Genomic DNA, 17,149 nt, shown 5'->3' on the forward strand with positions numbered 1-17,149 from the left:
GCTAGCTCTTGGTAAAGATGCGCAGAATACGGGAGAGGCGCTCCTTCATTTCCTGGCGCCGCACAATCATATCCACCATCCCGTGCTCCAGCAGATATTCGCTGCGCTGGAAGCCTTCGGGGAGCTTCTGTCGGATGGTCTGCTCTATCACCCGCGGGCCGGCAAAACCGATCAGGGCCCTAGGCTCGGCCATATTGACATCGCCGAGCATGGCGAAGCTTGCGGTGACGCCCCCCGTCGTCGGGTCTGTCAGCACCGAAATGAAGGGGATTCCGGCCTTCTTCAGCTTGGCCAGGGCGGCGCTTGTCTTGGCCATCTGCATCAGCGAGAGGATACTCTCCTGCATACGGGCGCCGCCGGAAGAGGAAAAGATGAGAACCGGAGCCCGCTTTTCCAGCCCTCGTTCGATGGCGCGGGTGATTTTCTCGCCGACCACCGATCCCATGCTCCCGCCCATGAATCCGAAATCGAAGACTGCCATCGATACCTGAAGCCCGTCGATGGTGCCATCGCCGCAGATGATCGCGTCTCCCCCGCCGGCCTTCTTCACCGCGGCTTTGATCCGGTCCTTGTATTTCTTGGAATCCTTGAAATCCAGAAAATCCACCGATTCCATGCCGGCGTCATGCTCGACAAAGGATCCCTCGTCCAGAATCAGGGCGATACGCTCCCGGGCGCTGATGCGGAAATGATAATCGCACTTGGGGCAGACATTCAGGTTGCGCTCGATTTCCTTGGTATAAATGATTTCGTTACAGTTTTTGCACTTGGTCCAGATACCTTCGGGCATCTGTACTTTTTTCGTTTCCACTGGCGCGAGGGGCGCCTTCATTTTTTTGAACCAACCCATGTCTTTACCTCATCATTTTCTTCGGCCGGTGCCGTTCAGAAGAGAAATTTCTCCCCTCAAGCACCTGTAGTCGATCGTCTCCAAGAGAGTTCAGCTCCGCAAGAATTCCTGAAGAAACTGGGGCTTCATATTATTGTTCTTCGACCCGCAGTCCCCCCTTGAGAGCCCGAACGAGAGCCTGAACCTGCGGCAGAAGTTCCGGGGATTTCCCGTAGGCCGCGATGACCTTCACCAGGGCGCTCCCCACAACCACGGCATCGGCGAACCTGCCGACCGCGGCCGCATCGGCCGGGGAGGAAATCCCGAAACCAACGGCGACCGGCACGTCGGATTCGGCTTTCAGGGTGAGAACCGCCTCCTCGATAGCGGCGGCATCCACCTGCCCGGCCCCCGTCACCCCGGTCATGGAGACGTAGTAGAGAAACCCCTCGGCTTCTGCGGCAAGACGCGAGGCCCGCTCCGCCGGAGTCGTGGGGGCCAGCAGGGTGATCAGATCGATTCTTGCGCTGCGTAGGAAACCGGTGATCTCAGCCGATTCCTCGGGAGGCAGATCAACCAGAAGCAGTCCGTCCACCCCTGCAGAGGCGGCCTCTTCGGCGAACCGTCGGGGGCCGTAATGGAGGATCGGATTGTAGTAGCCCATGAGCACGATGGGGATATTGGTGTGTTCCCTGATGCGCCTTACCGTCTCCAGTATTCCACCCAGGGTCGTACCCGAGGCCAGAGCCCGCTCAGAGGCCGCCTGAATGGTGGGACCGTCGGCCATGGGATCGGAAAAGGGGAATCCGAGTTCGAGCAGATCGGCTCCGGCCTCTACCAGGGCGTGAATCAGCTCTTCGGTGGTGCCGAGGTCCGGATCCCCGGCCGTGATGAAGGGGATGAGGGCCGGTTCACCTTTCTGCCGCAGGCGGGCGAAAGTCGCTTCAATGCGTCCCATGGTCTTACCTCTTTTCCAACCTAAATTCCGTCAGTCTAATCGAACGACCACCCCTTTTCAACCGTTTTCTCCCGCCGCCAGGGTACGAACTTTCTCCAGAAGAGCAAGGAACATCTCCCGGTTCATGCGTCCGGTCTGAATGTTGTAGCGGCTGGTGTGATAGCTGGCCACTATCCAGGGTCCGCCGGGCGGGCGGTAAGAGGCGCCATGGGCGAAGGGATAGGCGCCGATGCGATCGATGGTGCCCCGGGCACGGAGCAGACGCAGATAGCTGGTGTAGGCTCCCTGGCCCAGCAGCACCACCACCTTCAAGCGATCAAGACTCTCCAGTTCCCGGGCCAGAAAAGGCCGACAGCGTTCGAATTCGGCCGTATCCGGCTTATTGTCGGGAGGAAGGCACTTGACGGCGTTGGTGATGTAGAGGTCCCTGAGCGTCAACCCGTCGCCGCGATCGGTCGCCTCCGCCTGACCGGCAAAACCGGCTTCATGAAGCAGGGGATACATGAAATCGCCAGCCCCGTCCCCAGTGAAAGGCCGCCCGGTGCGGTTGGCTCCATGCGCTCCGGGAGCGAGCCCGACCAGGCAGATCCGGGCCTGGGGATCTCCGAAACCCGGAACGGGAGCGTTCCAGTAATCGTTTCGCGACAGTCCCCGGCGCGGCGGCAGGACGGCCATATGGCGAATCAGCCGGGAACACTGGCGGCAACCGGCCAGGCCGGGCAGATCGGCTCCGAGCATCTATGACTTCTCCATCTGCTGCAGGCGAGCCTTCAGGGCGACAAGCACGGCCTCATGGTATCTGGCGAACTCTTCTTTGCCCGTAAAACCGGCCAAAAACGCCTGCGGCCCCTTGATGAAGCTCTTCAGGCTTATTCGGGTACCATCGGGTGCGGCCTCCAGCACCACCGAAGTTCGGGTCACGCTGCCAAGAATTCCCGGGCGCTCCCAGGTCATTTCCCTCGCAGGGAGGACCGTCTCGACCGTGGCGGGGTCCTTTTCCGGCCTCCCCTTGAGAACCAGGTCCAGGGTGGCCCCCTTACGCCAGCCGGGAGTTAGACGGGCCTCCCGCACTCCCGGCCACCATGCCGGCCATTTTTCCACATCGGTCAGCACCGGCCAGATTTCCATCGCCGGCCGGTCGATCGTCAGATCATTCTTCACTGCGAAGGTCCGGTCGCTGAACGTCACCAGCAGGAAGCCGATGGCCATGCTCAGAAGACCGGCCATAATGGCGACCTTTTTCAGCATTGCTTCTCCCGGCCGGATCAGTTCTTGGGCGGCCTGCCGCCCGGAGACGAGTTTTTCGGCTTCTGGACGCTTCCCCGGCGGTGGGGACGCCGGTGCCGTATCTTCTCCCCTCCGGCGACCCTTTCGGGAACGGGGGCTTTCTTGCGGGGAACGGACCGTTTGTAGTCCCAGCAGAAATCCTCATCCTCCGGATAGGCGCTGGGAATCTTGTGTCCGATGTATTCCTCGATGTCAGGCAGGTGGAAGACCATGTCCTCATCTGCGAAGCTGATCGCCTTGCCCAGCGCGCCGGCCCGTGCGGTGCGGCCGATGCGATGCACATAGTCCTCGGGATCCTGGGGGAGGTCGTAGTTGATCACATGGGTGACCGCTTCGACGTGGATGCCCCGGGAGGCCACGTCGGTGGCGACGAGGAAGGTCAGCTTCCCCTCCTTGAAATCGGACAGAATGCGCATCCGCTTGTTCTGGGGGATATCCCCGGAGATGACGGCGGCCTTGAACTCATTGGCCTTCAGGCGGTCAGTCAGATGTTCTGCCTCCCTCTTCGTATTGACGAAGACCAGTACCCGCCCGGCGTTCTCCTCCTTCTTCAACAGTCCCAGCAGGAGAGGAAATTTTTCCCTGCGTCCGGCGTGATAGAGTATCTGTTCCACTCGTTCGGCGGTCACCTGCTGCGGCTCGATCTTGACCCTTTCGGCCAGGTTCATGAACTCGTAGGCCAGCTCCATGACTCGGTGCGAGAGGGTGGCGGAGAAGAGCATGGTCTGACGCTTCTCGAAGGGCGGGAGTTTGCGCATAATGTAGCGGAGGTCCTTGATGAAGCCCATGTCGAACATCCGGTCCGCCTCGTCGATCACCAGGGCTTCGATGCGGTCGAAGGAGAAGACCCGCTGCTTGGCGTAGTCGATCAGGCGCCCGGGGGTGGCGACGATGATATCCACTCCTTCCCTGAGAGCCTGGCGCTGTTTGTCGTAGTCCATCCCCCCGAAGATGGCCTGGACCTTCAAGGGACAATGGGTTCCCAGACCCTTGGCATCCGCAACGATCTGCACCACCAGCTCCCGTGTCGGCGCCATGATCAGGGCCCGCGGGTTGTTGCTGGTCGACCGCCCGCTTTTGATGAGCCGGGTGAAGAGGGAAACGAGGAAGGCGGCAGTCTTTCCGGTCCCTGTCTGGGCCTGGGCAGCCACATCCTTTCCCTCCAGCGCCAGGGGAATGGATTCCTCCTGCACGGGGGTTAGGTCAGTGAAGCCGACATCCTCGATCCCCTTGAGGACCTCGGCGGGCAGGTCAAGTTCGGTAAATTTCATGATTTCCTTTCCAGAACAGGTTTCAGATTAAGTACAAGCTGATACCTGATGTTAATGGTTCCAGGGCGGATCAAAAGTGTCCGGATGCAAGGCGTCCGTCCGGCCGGCGAGTGAGGCGTACCCGGAGGGTACGTCGCAGGGAGGCGGACGGACGGCAACGCAGCAGGCGGGCGCTATTCATCCACCCCTAGAGTTCGACGCCCATGGCTTCGGCGACCGTATGGATGTCCTTGTCCCCCCGGCCGGAGAGACAGACGGCGATCACCGTCTCCCTGGGGAGGGTGGGAGCGAGCTTCATGACCTGTGCCACGGCGTGGGCGCTCTCCAGGGCGGGAATGATCCCTTCCATTTCTGTCAGGGCCTTGAAGGCCTGCAGGGCCTCGTCATCGGTAATCGAGACGTACTCGGCCCGGCCGAGTTCGTGCAGATGGGCGTGTTCGGGGCCGACCCCCGGATAGTCGAGGCCGGCGGAGATGGAGTGGGCGTGCTCGATCTGCCCCTGATCATCCTGCAGCAGGTAGGTCTTGTTGCCGTGCAGCACCCCGACCCGTCCCGCCCCGATGGAGGCGGCATGTTTTCCCGTCCCCACGCCGAGGCCGGCGGCCTCCACCCCGAGCAGGCGCACCCCTTGGTCGTCTATGAAAGGATAGAACATCCCCATGGCGTTGGAGCCGCCGCCTATGCAGGCCACCGCCACATCGGGCAGGCGGCCCTCGGCGGCCAGGATCTGCTCGCGGGTCTCGCGGCCGATCACCGCCTGGAAATCCCTCACCATCCGGGGATACGGATGCGGACCGGCCACGGTGCCGATGACGTAGAAGGTGTCGCGCACATGGGTCACCCAGTGGCGCAGGGCATCGTTCATGGCGTCCTTGAGCGTGGCGGTCCCGCTGGTGACGCCATGGACTTTCGCCCCCAGCAGCTTCATGCGGAAAACGTTGAGAGACTGGCGGCGGATATCCTCCGTCCCCATGAAGATTTCGCACTCCAGGCCGAATAGAGCCGCCACAGTGGCTGTCGCCACCCCGTGCTGGCCGGCCCCGGTCTCGGCGATGACTTTTTTCTTCCCCATGCGGCGCGCCAGCAGCACCTGCCCGACGGTGTTGTTGACCTTGTGCGCCCCGGTGTGATTGAGATCCTCCCGCTTGAGATATATCCTGGCGCCGCCCAGATGCTCGGTGAGACGGCGGGCAAAATAAAGGGGGCTGGGGCGCCCCACATAGTCCTTGAGATAGTAGTCGACCTCCGCCTGAAAGGAGGGATCGGCCTGCGCCTCGCGATAAGCCTCCTCCAGCTCCAGCAGGGCCGGCATCAGCGTCTCGGCGACATAGCGGCCGCCGAACTGGCCAAAATGGCCTTTATCGTCGGGAAAATTGTACATCGATTATCTCCGTATGGAACAAGTGATCAGTGATCAGTAATTAGTGATTGGCAAAGGCATTGCTGCAAGAAGGTTTTTGTTTTTCCACGAATCACCAGTCACGAATCACCGGTCACCGCCTTTGCGTTTCTGATGAACGCCTCGACTTTTTTCGGGTCCTTGCGTCCCGGGAAAGCCTCCACTCCGCTGGAAACGTCGACTCCGTATGGACGCACCGAGCGCACCGCCTCGGCCACGTTGTCCGGATTCAGCCCTCCGGCCAGAATGATGCGACGCGTCTCGGCCGCCCGGGCCGCCAGCTCCCAGTTGAAGACATGCCCGGTGCCGCCGTAGATGCCGGAGACCCAGGCGTCGAGCAGCAGGGCTGAAACGGCGTAATCGGCCAGAGGGACCAGACTGGACGCATCCTTGACCCGCAGGGCTTTGACCACCCGATGGGGAGGGAGAAGGCAGTCTTGAGGAGTCTCGTCGCCATGCAGCTGAAGCGCATCGAGGGCACAGAATTCGGCGATTTCCCGGACGCGCTGCGGCTCCTCATTGACGAACAGTCCCACAGCGGTCACAAAAGGCGGGAGTTCGGCAATGATTCCTCTCGCCTGCTCGGGGGATATGCAGCGAGGACTTTTGTCGAAGAAAACGAACCCCAGCGCGTCCGCCCCGCAGTCGGCGGCATGCACAGCGTCGTCGATATTTGTTATGCCGCAGATCTTGACTTTAACCATAAAAAAGTCTCTACAACTCTCCCAACAGTTCACGCAGTTTCGCTCCGATGTTGGCCTCCCGCATCAGGCTCTCGCCGACGAGAAAGGCCCTGGCGCCGCCCCGTTGCAGCCTGACCACGTCGGCCCGGCAGTGGATGCCGCTTTCGCCGACGATCAGGCGGTTGCCGGGGACGTGTTTCGCGAGCCGCTCGGTCGTGGACAAATCGGTGACGAAAGTGCGGAGGTCGCGGTTGTTTATGCCGACCAGCTCGCAGTTGACTTGCAGCGCCGTCTCCAGTTCCTGTTCGTCGTGGACTTCGAGGAGCACGTCGAGACCAAGCTCCCGGGCCAGAGCTGTAAAATCCCTCAATTGCACCAGGTCGAGCATGGCGGCGATGAGGAGAACGGCATCGGCTCCCGCCGCACGCGCCTCGTAGAGCTGGTAGGGATCGCAGACAAAGTCCTTGCGCAGAAGAGGAAGCTTGACGTGTCTGCGGATCTCCGTCAGATACTCCAGACGGCCCATGAAGAAACGCTCATCCGTCAGGACGGAGAGGCAGGCGGCACCGTTGGCCTCATAGATTTCAGCGATGGCAACGGGGTCGAAGTCGGGGCGGATCACCCCTTTCGAGGGGGAGCCTTTCTTCACCTCGGCGATTACCGGGGTCCGGCCCTCTCCCTCCACCGCGTGCAGCGCCTGAACGAAGCCGCGGGGTCGGTCCTCGAGTTCGGTCAGGCGGGCACGCAGTTCCTGCTCGGGGCTGCGGAATTTTGCCGCAGCGACCTCCTGGCGTTTATGGTCGATAATTTTGTCGAGAATCATGGGTCAATTCCGCGAGGCGTGAGGGGTGAGGCACAAAATCGATTTTCTCGCTCCTCACACCTCACGCCTCACCTCAATGTTTTTATTCGTTCGTCAGTCGCACCAGACCGTCCAGCTTCTCCTGCGCCCGACCCGAGTCGATCGCTTCGGCGGCGGCGGCGATTCCCGCCTGCACCTCATCGACTACGTCGGCCGCAACGAGGGCGAAAGCTGTGTTGAGCAGAACCACGTCCCGCTTTGGGCCTTTCTTTCCTGCGAGGACATCCCGGACAATAACCGCATTCTCGCCGGCATCGCCCCCCTGCAGGTCGGCCAGAGTACAGCGGGTCAGATCGAAATCCTCGGGCTCAACCGTGTAGAGACTTACCTTGCCGTCCCTGATCTCTCCGACGCGGGTCGGAGCGCTCAAGGTCACCTCGTCCATGCCGTCCATGCCGTAGACCACGAAGCCCCGTTTGCAGCCGAGCCGAATCAGCACCGAAGCGAGAGTTTCCACCAGCTCCTCCCGGTATACTCCCAGGACCTGCCGGTCGGCCCCGGCGGGATTGGTCAGCGGTCCGAGAATGTTGAAGATGGTGCGGATGCCGATCTCCCGGCGGGGTCCGATGGCGTGCTTCATGGCTCCGTGCAGGGCCGGGGCGAAGAGGAAACCGATCCCCACCTCCCGGATGAACTCCCCCACAGCCTCCGGCGTCACATCGAGATTCACGCCCAGCTTTTCCAGGACATCGGCGCTGCCGCAGGCCGAGGAGATGCTGCGGTTTCCGTGCTTGGCCACCTTGATGCCGCACGCGGCCACGATGAAGGCGACGGTGGTGGATATGTTGAAGCTGCGGGTGCCGCTGCCGCCGGTGCCGCAGGTATCGAGGATGGTCTCCCGGTCGAGGTTGATATCCTCGCGGTCGATATCGAGGACGGGGCCGACCCTGATCGGGGTGGCCCGGTCGCGCATCACGCGGGCGGCGCCGGCAATCTCGGCCACCGTCTCCCCCTTCATGCGCAACGCGGCAATGAAGGCGCCGATCTGCGCCGGAGTCGCCTCTCCTCCCATGATCTGGTTCATCACCTCGATCATCTCGGCTTCGGAAAGGTCCTGCCGCTCCACAACTTTTGCGATCGCTTTTTTGATCATAAAGGCCGTCCTTTGTCAGTTGTCATTTGTCATCTGTTTAAGAACCGAAACCAATGACAAGTGACCAATGACCAATGACTCTCGACGTGGCCATCAGGACACGTCGAGAAAATTCTTCAACAGCTTTTTCCCCTCCACCGAGAGGATCGACTCGGGGTGAAACTGCACTCCCCAGAGGGGAAGTTCGACGTGCTCCATGCCCATGATCTCCTGCTCCTTGGTCCAGGCGGTGATCTTCAGGCACTCCGGCAGGGATTCCAGCTCGACGATCAGCGAGTGGTACCGCGTGGCGTCGAAGGGGTTGGAGAGGTCCTTGAAAAGGCCTCGGCCATCATGATGGATGGGGCTGGTCTTACCGTGCATGAGGGAGGCGGCGCGAACCACCCGTCCCCCGAAGGCGTGGCCGATGGACTGGTGCCCGAGGCAGACACCCAGAATCGGCATCTTGCCGGCCAGTTCCCGGATCGCCGCAACCGAGATCCCCGCCTCGACGGGAGAACACGGTCCTGGGGAAATCACCAGCCGCCGCGGCTTTTTCCGCTGGATTTCGTCAACGGTGATCTTGTCGTTGCGGAAGACTTCCACCTCCTCGCCCAGTTCCTGAAAATACTGGACCAGGTTGTAGGTGAAGGAGTCGTAATTATCGATCATCAAAAGCATAGGAAAACCTCGAAAGGCCGTGAACGGTGAACCGTGAACCGGAAAAGCTGAGCCACGGATCACGGATCACGGATCACGAATTAATCCAACCCTTGCTGCGCCAATTCAATCGCCTTCATCACACCCCGGGCCTTGTTCAGCGTTTCGTCATATTCGGTCTCAGGGACGGAGTCCGCGACGATTCCGGCACCGGCCTGAAGATGGATTCGGTCCCCCTGAACCACGAGCGTGCGGATGGCGATGGCCAGATCCATGTTGCCGGAGAAGGAAAGATAGCCGACCGCTCCGCCATAAATCTCGCGCCGGCAGGGTTCCAGCTCGTCGATGATCTCCATGGCACGGATTTTGGGAGCTCCCGACAGGGTCCCCGCAGGGAATGTGGCGCGGAAAACGTCGAAGGCGTCGCGCCCGGGCTCCAGCTGGCCCCGCACATTGGAGACGATGTGCATGACATGGGAGTAGCGCTCGATCACCATCAGTTCGGAGACCTCAATGCTTCCGGTGCGGCAGACCCGCCCCAGGTCGTTGCGTCCCAGGTCTACGAGCATGATATGCTCGGCGCACTCTTTCGGATCGGCCAGCAGATCCTCCACCAGTCGAGCGTCCTCGGCGGCATCGGAACCTCGTGGGCGAGTGCCGGCGATGGGGCGCACCTCCACCTGGTCTCCTTCCTTGCGTACCAGCACCTCGGGGGAGGAGCCGATGACCAGGGTTTCGCCGAAACGCAGGAAGAACATATAGGGGGAGGGGTTGATGGTACGCAGGGCCCGGTAGATATCGAAGGGGTCGGAGGCAAGTGGAGCGGAGAACCTCTGCGAAAGAACCACCTGGATCACATCGCCGGCGCGCACGTATTCCTTGCACTGCTCCACGGCCCGTTTGAAGGCATCCGGGGTGAAATTCGGGGTCAATTCCACCGCAGGGGAGAGCGCGGCTTGCTGCTTGCGGACGGGCAGCGGAGTCCGCAGCTGCTCGATCAGGGCATCGATCCCGGCGAGGCCCCGGCGGTAAGCGGAGGCGGGATCTTCTCCGGGCGGCAGGTGGACGTTGCAGAGCACCTTGATCTTCTGCCGCACGTTGTCGAAGATCAGCAACGTTTCGGTAAGGAGAAAACAGGCATCGAAGGTCCCTATATCCTGTTTTCCGGAATCGGGAAGGTCTTCGACGAAACGGACCATATCGTAGCCGAGATACCCGACGGCGCCGCCGAAAAAACGGGGCAGGCTCTCGATCTGCACCGGCCGGTAGGGAGCCATGAACGACTTGAGTTCATCCAGGGGATCGGAACTTTCCCCCTCGCGCAACAAACGGCCGTTCTCAAGGATTTCGAAGCGCCGTCCGCGGCAGCGGAAGACCTTCCCCGGACCGCTGCCCAGAAAGGAGTAGCGGGCCCATTTCTCACCACCTTCAATGCTCTCGAGAAGAAAAGAGGTCCGGCCGTCGTCGATCTTTCTGAAGGCGGAAACCGGAGTTTCCATATCGGCCATGATCTCCCGGTAGACGGGTATGAGATTGCCTTCTTCGGCGTGAGCGAGGAATTCTTCGAGGGTGGGGGAATACATGAAGTCTCCGGTGCTTGAAATGGGGCACAATAGCACGGAAAGCGCGGAATCGTCAAGAATTGGGGCGGCAGAGGGAAAGAAGCGTGGGACCTTACAAATCGTTCAACAGCCGATAGATTTTCTGTTCCAGTTCCCAGACCCCCGCCGCCCGGTCTTCCTCCCCCTGCTCATCGAGCAGAAGCCGGGCTCGGTCAAGCTGAGAGTGGGCCTTGAGGAGCACGGGAGTAAGTTGGGATTCCAGACGGATGCGGGGGATCTCCCCAACCGAATCCTGCAAATCCTTCAGCTCCAGGGTGGCTTTGCCGATCATCCTCAACTCCGCCATGTCCTCGGAAGCGGCCACATCCTTCATTTCTTCATAATACGCCTGGATCTCGTTTACCAATTGCCGGTAACGATCTGAAATACTCATGGGATGTTCTCTCTTTGTCAGTGATTCGAAAGACGGTCTTTTCAAAGGGTATCATCCTAGTCAAAAGTTGCGGCAAAGACAATGGAGAAACCTCTCAACCGTCCTTTTCCGAAGGGTTCAGGCGAACCAGGGTGGCCCCCCATCCTCCGGCGTCTTCTCCCGCCGGTCGAAAGGATCGCACCTCCGAAAGGCGGCCCAGAATGGCATGCACCCTGCGCTGGAGCACCCCCGTTCCTTTGCCGTGGATGATGCGCACATCGAGAATCCCGTGTTTCCGGCATTCTTCCAGATAATCCGGCACAAGATCCTTCACCTCCTTCGGGCGGAAGGTGTGCAAGTCAAGGACCCCGTCGATCGGCAGTTCGATGGTATCGGGAATTTCGGGCTCATCGCTTTCGACGCTCAAAGTCTCTTATCCTCCGGCCCGTTTCACCACGTAACCTCGCTTCTGCAACTCGGCCACAAGAAGATCCGCATGATCCCCCTGGATTTCGATATTGCCCTCCTTGACCGTTCCGCCGGTGCCGCAGCGGCGTTTCAGTTCTCCCGCCAATGACCTCAGCGCCTCACCCGCGAGGGGCACGCCGACGACCACGGTCACCGTCTTGCCGCCGCGGCCTTTGGACTCACGGCGGACGCGGACGATGCCGTCCCCGCTCTCCGATGTCTTCGACCGGGCGCAGGCGCACCCGGCCACCGGCTTGCCGCACCCGGGGCAGATCCGGCCTTGATCCGAGGAATAGACGAGTCGCGTGCCGTCTTTCATGAGCAACCACCTTTAATTTGGAAGCTTTTGGCTTTTACCGGGTAACCTGGCAACAGAGAGATTTAATTGAAATTCATGTTTGATCCGATTTTATCAGATTTGATCGGATGTTATCCGCGTGCAGGTTTTTGACCTTTATGGAGAGTCACGCCTTCCGAATTCTAGGGCATGGAGATCCGGTTCGTCAACCTGCGACCGCTCTGCGGATTGAACGGCTGGCGAAAAATTGACTTTCCCGGCGCCGAATGTGTTAGATTGACAGTTTGAAGATTTTTCAACATCCGTGAAAAGAAGAAAGAAACACCGATGGCCATAGAATGGTACCCCGGGCACATGAGCAAGGCACGGCGGCAGATTGCCGAGACGATGCCGAATTTCGACGTGATCGTCGAGGTTCTCGACGCCCGCCTCCCCGCCTCCAGCGCCAACCCGCTGTTGGCCGAGCTGCGCGGGGTCAAGCCCTGCATCAAGGTCCTCAACAAGAACGATCTTGCCGACCCCGCAATCACCCGGGCCTGGGTAAAACATTTTGAAAAGGAAGCCGGTGTGCGCGCCCTTCCCCTGGAAGCCCGCAAGCGCATCGAGGCGGGGCGCATTCCAAAACTCTGCCGCCACCTGGCGCCTCACCGCGGCAAGCCCGGCAAACCGCTGCGGGTCATGGTCATCGGCATTCCCAATGTCGGCAAATCGACCCTCATCAATACCCTGGCGGGGAGGACCATCGCCCGGGTCGGCGACAAGCCCGCCATCACCACCTGTCCGCAGCAGATCGATCTGCGCAACGGCATTCTGCTCTCCGATACGCCGGGGCTGCTCTGGCCGGTGATGAGCGACCAGAATGGAGCGTATCGGCTCGCCGCCAGCGGCGCCATCGGCGACAGCGCGATGGACTATGCCGATGTGGCCCTCTTTGCCGCCGACTTAATGGCACAGTACTACCCGGAGTTTGTCCTGAAGCGCTATAAACTCGACGCAATGCCCGAGACCGCCACCGCCCTGCTCGAAGAGGTCGGCCGGCGGCGAGGCTGCCTGGTCAGCGGCGGGGAGATCGACCTGCACCGGGCCGCCGAAGCCTTTCTGCGGGAGCTTCGTGGAGGGATGCTCGGCCGGGTCAGCCTCGAAGCGCCCGGGCGGGATTCGGAAGCCGCCGGGAAGAGGGAGAATGAAGAGGAAGGGATTTAGCTGCCGGAACTGCGGCCACTGCTGCCTCCATCTCGTGGATGCCTACCGGGGCTGCATCTCCGACGGCGATCTCGAACGATGGAAAAGCGCGGGACGCAGCGATATAATGGCCCGGATCGACACTCTCGATCTCGGCCGGGGCAATATCCTGCATCTCGCCTGGATCGACCCCGAGACGGGTGAGGATGCCGACCGGTGCCCCTGGCTCCTGGACCTGCCGGAAGGAGCCGGCCATCTCTGCGGTATCGAAGACATCAAGCCGGACCATTGCCGCCAATTCCCCGACAATCGCAAGCATGCTCTGCAGACGGGTTGTCCGGGATATTCAATTCCGGCGGCAGGCTCACCTCCGCCGAATAGTGATGAAATGCAAGAGGCCCCCATTCGAAAGAGGAAAAACCATGGGTAAAGACCTGTATGTAGGGAACATCTCGTTCAAGGCCACGGAAGAGGATATCCTGAAGCTGTTTTCGGTGGCCGGCCGGGTGAAATCGATCCACCTGATAAAAGACCCGAAAACGGGTCAGTTCAAGGGATGCGGATTCGTTAAGATGGCCGATGTCGAAGCCAAAAAGGCGATCGCCACCCTCGATGGCACCCTCCTGGTCGACCGCGTCATTGAGGTGAGCGAGGCCCGGCCGCAAAAGCCTGCCGAGCAGAGGAGCGCCGGCGTCAGTGAAAAACGAGGACAGGGGCGAGGCCCCGCTGGGAGACGGAAATAGATCGTTCCACTTTCACCTGCGGAAACGTAAAAGGGCGGCCTCTTCGGACCGCCCTTTTACGGTAAACCTAAGTCAAATCCCCCCGAATGATCGTCAGTCGATCACCGTCACTTTCGTAATGACCACCGGCTCCACCGGCACGTCGTCATGCCCGGCCACGGAATTGGTGGGGCGCTGCTCGATCATGTAGACCACGTCCATCCCGTCCACGACCTTGCCGAATACCGCATAGCCGAAATCCGCCGGACTCGTGCCGGTGTTGTCCAGAAACTTGTTGTTCTCCGTATTGATGAAAAACTGATCCGTGGCGCTGTCGACCTCGCCGGTGCGGGCCATGGCGACGGTCCCCGTTCTGTTCTTCAGCTTGTTGCGGGCCTCATTGACGATCGGTGGCCGGGTCGTTTTCTCCTGCATGTCCTGAGTGAGGCCGCCGCCCTGGATCATGAATCCCTTGATCACCCGATGAAAGATGGTGCCGTCGTAGTGACCGGAGCGGGCATAGGAGATAAAATTCTCGACTGAGACAGGGGCCTTTTCAACATCGAGCTCGAGGATGATCTCGCCGAGGGACGTTTCCATCTGAATGAAGGGATTCGATACGCTCATGGTGGTATACCTCTGATTGAATTTGGGGATGCACATCACGGAAGGGATTATAAGTAAAACATTGCCGCGAGACAAGCAGAAGCGGGTTGATCAGGGATCCTCAAGGGTAGTATCCTCTTTTCGAAGAAACCATATCCTCCAATATAAATGCCATGACCTGGAACAACCGTGAAAAAGTACGACTGGACGACTGACGATACCGACCTGCCCCGGCGCTTCATCGGGATCTTCCGTTACAGCCGGCGCGCCCTGGAGCTGGTCTGGTCGACCCGGCGCGACCTCACCCTGGTCCTCGCCCTGCTGACTCTGGTCGCGGGGATCCTGCCGGCGGCCGTCGCCTGGGTCGGCCAGCTGATCGTCGACGGAGTGGTGGCGGCGATCGAACTGCACAAGACCTCCGGCGCCGCCGAAACCGCCCCGGTCCTCCTTCTTGTCGCACTGGAGGGCGGCCTCATCGCGTCCATTGCCGGCGCCCAGCGCGGCATCTCCGTCTGCCAGTCTCTGCTGCGGGCTTTGATGGGGCAGCGGATCAATCTCATGATCCTGGAGAAAGCCCTCACCCTGCGCCTGGCCCATTTCGAGGATTCCGAATTTTACGACAAGCTCACCCGCGCCCGCCGCGAAGCCTCCTCGCGCCCGTTGAGCTTGGTCAACCGCACTTTCGGACTGGTGCAGAATGCCGTCTCCCTTACGAGCTATGCGGTGCTCCTGGTGCAGTTTTCTCCCTGGGCGGTGGCGATCCTGTTTGTTGGCGGGCTTCCCGAGTTCATCGCCGAGGCCAAGTTCTCCGGCGACAAGTTCCGGCTTTTCCGCTGGCGCTCGCCGGAGTCCCGGATGCAGCTCTACATCGAGACGGTCCTCGCCCGCGAGGACCACGCCAAGGAGGTGAAGCTCTTCCGCCTCGGGCCGAAACTGCTGCAGCGCTATCGCGACATCTTCGCCCGCCTCTATGCCGAGGACCGCCTCCTGACCCTGCGCCGGGATTTCTGGGGCTTCTCCCTCGGGCTGATCGGCACCGCCGCTTTCTATGGCGCCTATGCCTGGATTGCCCTGGCAGCCATCGAGGGCGCCATCACCCTCGGTCAGATGACCATGTACCTGATGCTGTTCAAACAGGGGCAGTCCGCCGTTTCAGCCAGCCTCTCAGCCATCAGCGGCATGTACGAAGACAACCTCTATCTTTCCAACCTTTACGAATACCTCGAGCAGGAAGTCCCCCAGCCGGCCGGGGAGTTCACCGCCGGGCCGTGTCCCGGAGACGGCGTCCGCTTCGAAGGGGCCAGCTTCACCTATCCCGGCGGCGAGCAGCCGGCGCTGAACGACATCACCCTGCACCTGAAACCCGGCCAGAGCCTGGCCCTGGTCGGAGAAAACGGCTCCGGCAAAACGACCCTGATCAAGCTGCTCACCCGCCTCTATACACCGGATTCGGGACGGATCCTTCTGGACGGCCTCGACCTGCGGCAGTGGGATACCGATGCCCTTCGCCGACGCATCGGAGTCATCTTTCAGGATTTCGGCCGCTACCAGATGCTGGTCGGCGAGAATATCGGCGCCGGCGACGTCTCCCATTTCGACGACCGGCAGCGCTGGCACGAGGCCGCCGAAAAAGGGATGGCCGCCCCTTTCATCAAACAGATGACCGAGGGCTACGATACCCAGCTCGGCCGCTGGTTCAAGGGAGGCCGCGAGCTCTCAGGGGGGCAGTGGCAGAAGATCGCCCTGGCAAGGGCCTTCATGCGCACCGGCGCCGACATCCTGGTCCTCGATGAACCGACGGCCACCATGGACGCCAAAGCCGAGGCGAGCCTGTACGAGCACTTCCGCGAACTCTGCGATGGAAAGATGACCATTCTCATTTCGCACCGTTTCTCCACGGTACGAATGGCGGACCATATCGTGGTCATTGGCGGAGGGCGAATCGTGGAGCAGGGGGGACATGATCAATTGATGGCGCAGGGAGGCCAGTACGCCCAGCTCTTCACTCTGCAGGCCAGGGGGTATCGCTAGTGTCCCGATTAATTAATTCCGTCCATTAATTCTGGCCCTTTTGGCCGCTAGCTGCGTTGCGTCTCCTCGGCTTAGCTCAGGCTAGGCCTGCGTCGACGCGCCTTGCCAGCAACCAAAATGCCTCAGAATTATATGAATGGACTAACCAAACGGGACACTAGGCTGCGATCTTTCCGAAAGGGTTCCGGCTCTCAGGTCCTTATGCGCTTGGGAGCACAGAGATTGAAGCCCCGGTCGACCCGTCCGCCGCAAATCGCGCAGACATACTTCGGATTTTTCCTCAGAAGAGCCAGTTCGTTCTCCGGCAGATGGGTTTTCATGCTGCACAGGTGCAGATGGTGCTCATGGGGCTTTTTGCAGGAAAGCTCCCGGGCCATGGCATAATCCTCCTTTTGGGGGCGCTTTTTGCAGCGTCTCAACTCTCCAGACGGCGGTCTTCCCGAAGCAGTCGGACGATTTCATCGGCTGGCAGCGGCTTGCTGAAGTAGTAACCCTGCAGACCGTCGCATCGGCTCTCACGCACGAAGGCCAACTGCTCCTTCGTTTCCACCCCCTCGGCAATTGCAGTGAGTCTCAGGCTGTGTGCTATGGCCACGACGCTGGTGGCGACCGCCGCGGCACCTGCATCGCTGGTGACGTCGGTGATGAATGAGCGGTCGATCTTAAGGCTGTCGACGGGAAAACGCCGCAGGTAATTCAGACTTGAGTAGCCGGTTCCGAAATCGTCCAGGCTGAGACCGATACCGAGTCCCTTGAGCCGGTGCATGGTTGGGGCTTTTTGCAGGAAAGCTCCCGGGCCATGGCATAATCCTCCTTTTGGGGGCGCTTTTTGCAGCGTCTCAACTCT

21 protein-coding genes are annotated in these 17,149 nt (G+C 60.7%); 4 read left to right on the top strand and 17 right to left on the bottom strand.

Going from position 1 to position 17,149, the window contains the following annotated elements:
* Window position 1: 1 nt before the first annotated feature.
* From accD to DTF_RS0106540, 14 genes are all read right to left on the bottom strand, one after another.
* Window positions 2–850 (bottom strand): acetyl-CoA carboxylase, carboxyltransferase subunit beta, encoded by an 849-nt coding sequence (gene accD / locus DTF_RS0106475; protein ID WP_027714665.1) that lies wholly within the window; start codon window positions 848–850, stop codon window positions 2–4.
* A gap of 130 nt (window positions 851–980) precedes the next feature.
* Complete coding sequence (trpA, locus tag DTF_RS0106480) at window positions 981–1,787, bottom strand: tryptophan synthase subunit alpha (protein WP_027714666.1); 807 nt, start codon at window positions 1,785–1,787, stop codon at window positions 981–983.
* Between the two features lie 57 nt (window positions 1,788–1,844).
* Complete coding sequence (locus DTF_RS0106485) at window positions 1,845–2,525, bottom strand: uracil-DNA glycosylase (protein ID WP_027714667.1); 681 nt, start codon at window positions 2,523–2,525, stop codon at window positions 1,845–1,847.
* On the bottom strand, window positions 2,526–3,035 hold the full coding sequence (locus DTF_RS25280; protein ID WP_051361019.1) for an SRPBCC family protein: 510 nt from the start codon (window positions 3,033–3,035) through the stop codon (window positions 2,526–2,528).
* Between the two features lie 17 nt (window positions 3,036–3,052).
* Window positions 3,053–4,345, bottom strand: coding sequence for a DEAD/DEAH box helicase (locus tag DTF_RS22255; protein ID WP_051361021.1), 1,293 nt, complete (start codon window positions 4,343–4,345; stop codon window positions 3,053–3,055).
* Window positions 4,346–4,532: 187 nt separating this feature from the next.
* Window positions 4,533–5,726, bottom strand: coding sequence for a tryptophan synthase subunit beta (gene trpB / locus DTF_RS0106500; RefSeq protein ID WP_027714668.1), 1,194 nt, complete (start codon window positions 5,724–5,726; stop codon window positions 4,533–4,535).
* Between the two features lie 98 nt (window positions 5,727–5,824).
* Window positions 5,825–6,448: a phosphoribosylanthranilate isomerase gene (locus DTF_RS0106505; protein WP_027714669.1), complete on the bottom strand. Its 624-nt coding sequence runs from the start codon at window positions 6,446–6,448 to the stop codon at window positions 5,825–5,827.
* Window positions 6,449–6,458: 10 nt separating this feature from the next.
* Complete coding sequence (gene trpC, locus DTF_RS0106510) at window positions 6,459–7,250, bottom strand: indole-3-glycerol phosphate synthase TrpC (protein WP_027714670.1); 792 nt, start codon at window positions 7,248–7,250, stop codon at window positions 6,459–6,461.
* Between the two features lie 82 nt (window positions 7,251–7,332).
* Complete coding sequence (gene trpD / locus DTF_RS0106515) at window positions 7,333–8,382, bottom strand: anthranilate phosphoribosyltransferase (RefSeq protein WP_027714671.1); 1,050 nt, start codon at window positions 8,380–8,382, stop codon at window positions 7,333–7,335.
* 93 nt (window positions 8,383–8,475) lie between these two features.
* Window positions 8,476–9,042, bottom strand: a complete 567-nt coding sequence (locus DTF_RS0106520) for an aminodeoxychorismate/anthranilate synthase component II (protein WP_027714672.1) — start codon at window positions 9,040–9,042, stop codon at window positions 8,476–8,478.
* 80 nt (window positions 9,043–9,122) lie between these two features.
* Complete coding sequence (gene trpE, locus DTF_RS0106525) at window positions 9,123–10,604, bottom strand: anthranilate synthase component I (protein WP_027714673.1); 1,482 nt, start codon at window positions 10,602–10,604, stop codon at window positions 9,123–9,125.
* 91 nt (window positions 10,605–10,695) lie between these two features.
* On the bottom strand, window positions 10,696–11,016 hold the full coding sequence (locus tag DTF_RS0106530) for a hypothetical protein (RefSeq protein ID WP_027714674.1): 321 nt from the start codon (window positions 11,014–11,016) through the stop codon (window positions 10,696–10,698).
* 94 nt (window positions 11,017–11,110) lie between these two features.
* On the bottom strand, window positions 11,111–11,422 hold the full coding sequence (locus DTF_RS0106535) for a Smr/MutS family protein (RefSeq protein WP_027714675.1): 312 nt from the start codon (window positions 11,420–11,422) through the stop codon (window positions 11,111–11,113).
* Window positions 11,423–11,428: 6 nt separating this feature from the next.
* A complete protein-coding gene (locus DTF_RS0106540) occupies window positions 11,429–11,782 on the bottom strand; it encodes a translation initiation factor Sui1 (RefSeq protein WP_027714676.1) in 354 nt (117 codons plus the stop codon).
* Between the two features lie 306 nt (window positions 11,783–12,088).
* Between DTF_RS0106540 and ylqF the strand changes: the two genes are divergently transcribed.
* The 3 genes from ylqF to DTF_RS0106555 are packed head-to-tail and all read left to right on the top strand — an operon-like array spanning window position 12,089 to window position 13,686.
* A complete protein-coding gene (gene ylqF, locus DTF_RS22260) occupies window positions 12,089–12,964 on the top strand; it encodes a ribosome biogenesis GTPase YlqF (protein WP_051361023.1) in 876 nt (291 codons plus the stop codon).
* Window positions 12,945–13,373 carry a YkgJ family cysteine cluster protein gene (locus DTF_RS22265; RefSeq protein ID WP_051361025.1) on the top strand — a complete coding sequence of 143 codons (429 nt, stop codon included), beginning with the start codon at window positions 12,945–12,947 and terminating at the stop codon, window positions 13,371–13,373. The genes ylqF and DTF_RS22265 overlap by 20 nt, the downstream gene beginning before the upstream one ends.
* Window positions 13,366–13,686: an RNA-binding protein gene (locus DTF_RS0106555; RefSeq protein WP_027714677.1), complete on the top strand. Its 321-nt coding sequence runs from the start codon at window positions 13,366–13,368 to the stop codon at window positions 13,684–13,686. Before DTF_RS22265 ends, DTF_RS0106555 begins: the two co-directional genes overlap by 8 nt.
* A gap of 93 nt (window positions 13,687–13,779) precedes the next feature.
* On the opposite strand, the gene DTF_RS0106560 is transcribed toward DTF_RS0106555, so the two are convergent.
* Window positions 13,780–14,292, bottom strand: coding sequence for a peptidylprolyl isomerase (locus DTF_RS0106560; protein ID WP_027714678.1), 513 nt, complete (start codon window positions 14,290–14,292; stop codon window positions 13,780–13,782).
* Between the two features lie 168 nt (window positions 14,293–14,460).
* On the opposite strand from DTF_RS0106560, the gene DTF_RS0106565 reads away from it, so the two are divergent.
* Complete coding sequence (locus DTF_RS0106565; protein WP_226989196.1) at window positions 14,461–16,302, top strand: ABC transporter ATP-binding protein; 1,842 nt, start codon at window positions 14,461–14,463, stop codon at window positions 16,300–16,302.
* 191 nt (window positions 16,303–16,493) lie between these two features.
* Here DTF_RS0106565 and DTF_RS0106570 read toward each other — a convergent pair whose 3' ends face one another.
* Together DTF_RS0106570 and DTF_RS26930 are read right to left on the bottom strand one after the other, a co-directional pair.
* Window positions 16,494–16,679 (bottom strand): hypothetical protein, encoded by a 186-nt coding sequence (locus DTF_RS0106570; RefSeq protein ID WP_027714680.1) that lies wholly within the window; start codon window positions 16,677–16,679, stop codon window positions 16,494–16,496.
* Between the two features lie 38 nt (window positions 16,680–16,717).
* On the bottom strand, window positions 16,718–17,149 hold a 432-nt coding region (locus DTF_RS26930), incomplete at its 5' end, for an EAL domain-containing protein (RefSeq protein ID WP_193352687.1).

The sequence above is a fragment of the Desulfuromonas sp. TF genome (assembly GCF_000472285.1).
Classification (GTDB): Bacteria; Desulfobacterota; Desulfuromonadia; order Desulfuromonadales; family ATBO01; genus ATBO01.

Coding starts and splice junctions, on each gene's coding strand:
- accD (WP_027714665.1), bottom strand. CDS start 850: ATGGGTTGGTTCAAAAAAATGAAGGCGCCCCTCGCGCCAGTGGAAACG.
- trpA (WP_027714666.1), bottom strand. CDS start 1,787: ATGGGACGCATTGAAGCGACTTTCGCCCGCCTGCGGCAGAAAGGTGAA.
- DTF_RS0106485 (WP_027714667.1), bottom strand. CDS start 2,525: ATGCTCGGAGCCGATCTGCCCGGCCTGGCCGGTTGCCGCCAGTGTTCC.
- DTF_RS25280 (WP_051361019.1), bottom strand. CDS start 3,035: ATGCTGAAAAAGGTCGCCATTATGGCCGGTCTTCTGAGCATGGCCATC.
- DTF_RS22255 (WP_051361021.1), bottom strand. CDS start 4,345: ATGAAATTTACCGAACTTGACCTGCCCGCCGAGGTCCTCAAGGGGATC.
- trpB (WP_027714668.1), bottom strand. CDS start 5,726: ATGTACAATTTTCCCGACGATAAAGGCCATTTTGGCCAGTTCGGCGGC.
- DTF_RS0106505 (WP_027714669.1), bottom strand. CDS start 6,448: ATGGTTAAAGTCAAGATCTGCGGCATAACAAATATCGACGACGCTGTG.
- trpC (WP_027714670.1), bottom strand. CDS start 7,250: ATGATTCTCGACAAAATTATCGACCATAAACGCCAGGAGGTCGCTGCG.
- trpD (WP_027714671.1), bottom strand. CDS start 8,382: ATGATCAAAAAAGCGATCGCAAAAGTTGTGGAGCGGCAGGACCTTTCC.
- DTF_RS0106520 (WP_027714672.1), bottom strand. CDS start 9,042: ATGCTTTTGATGATCGATAATTACGACTCCTTCACCTACAACCTGGTC.
- trpE (WP_027714673.1), bottom strand. CDS start 10,604: ATGTATTCCCCCACCCTCGAAGAATTCCTCGCTCACGCCGAAGAAGGC.
- DTF_RS0106530 (WP_027714674.1), bottom strand. CDS start 11,016: ATGAGTATTTCAGATCGTTACCGGCAATTGGTAAACGAGATCCAGGCG.
- DTF_RS0106540 (WP_027714676.1), bottom strand. CDS start 11,782: ATGAAAGACGGCACGCGACTCGTCTATTCCTCGGATCAAGGCCGGATC.
- ylqF (WP_051361023.1), top strand. CDS start 12,089: ATGGCCATAGAATGGTACCCCGGGCACATGAGCAAGGCACGGCGGCAG.
- DTF_RS22265 (WP_051361025.1), top strand. CDS start 12,945: ATGAAGAGGAAGGGATTTAGCTGCCGGAACTGCGGCCACTGCTGCCTC.
- DTF_RS0106555 (WP_027714677.1), top strand. CDS start 13,366: ATGGGTAAAGACCTGTATGTAGGGAACATCTCGTTCAAGGCCACGGAA.
- DTF_RS0106560 (WP_027714678.1), bottom strand. CDS start 14,292: ATGAGCGTATCGAATCCCTTCATTCAGATGGAAACGTCCCTCGGCGAG.
- DTF_RS0106570 (WP_027714680.1), bottom strand. CDS start 16,679: ATGGCCCGGGAGCTTTCCTGCAAAAAGCCCCATGAGCACCATCTGCAC.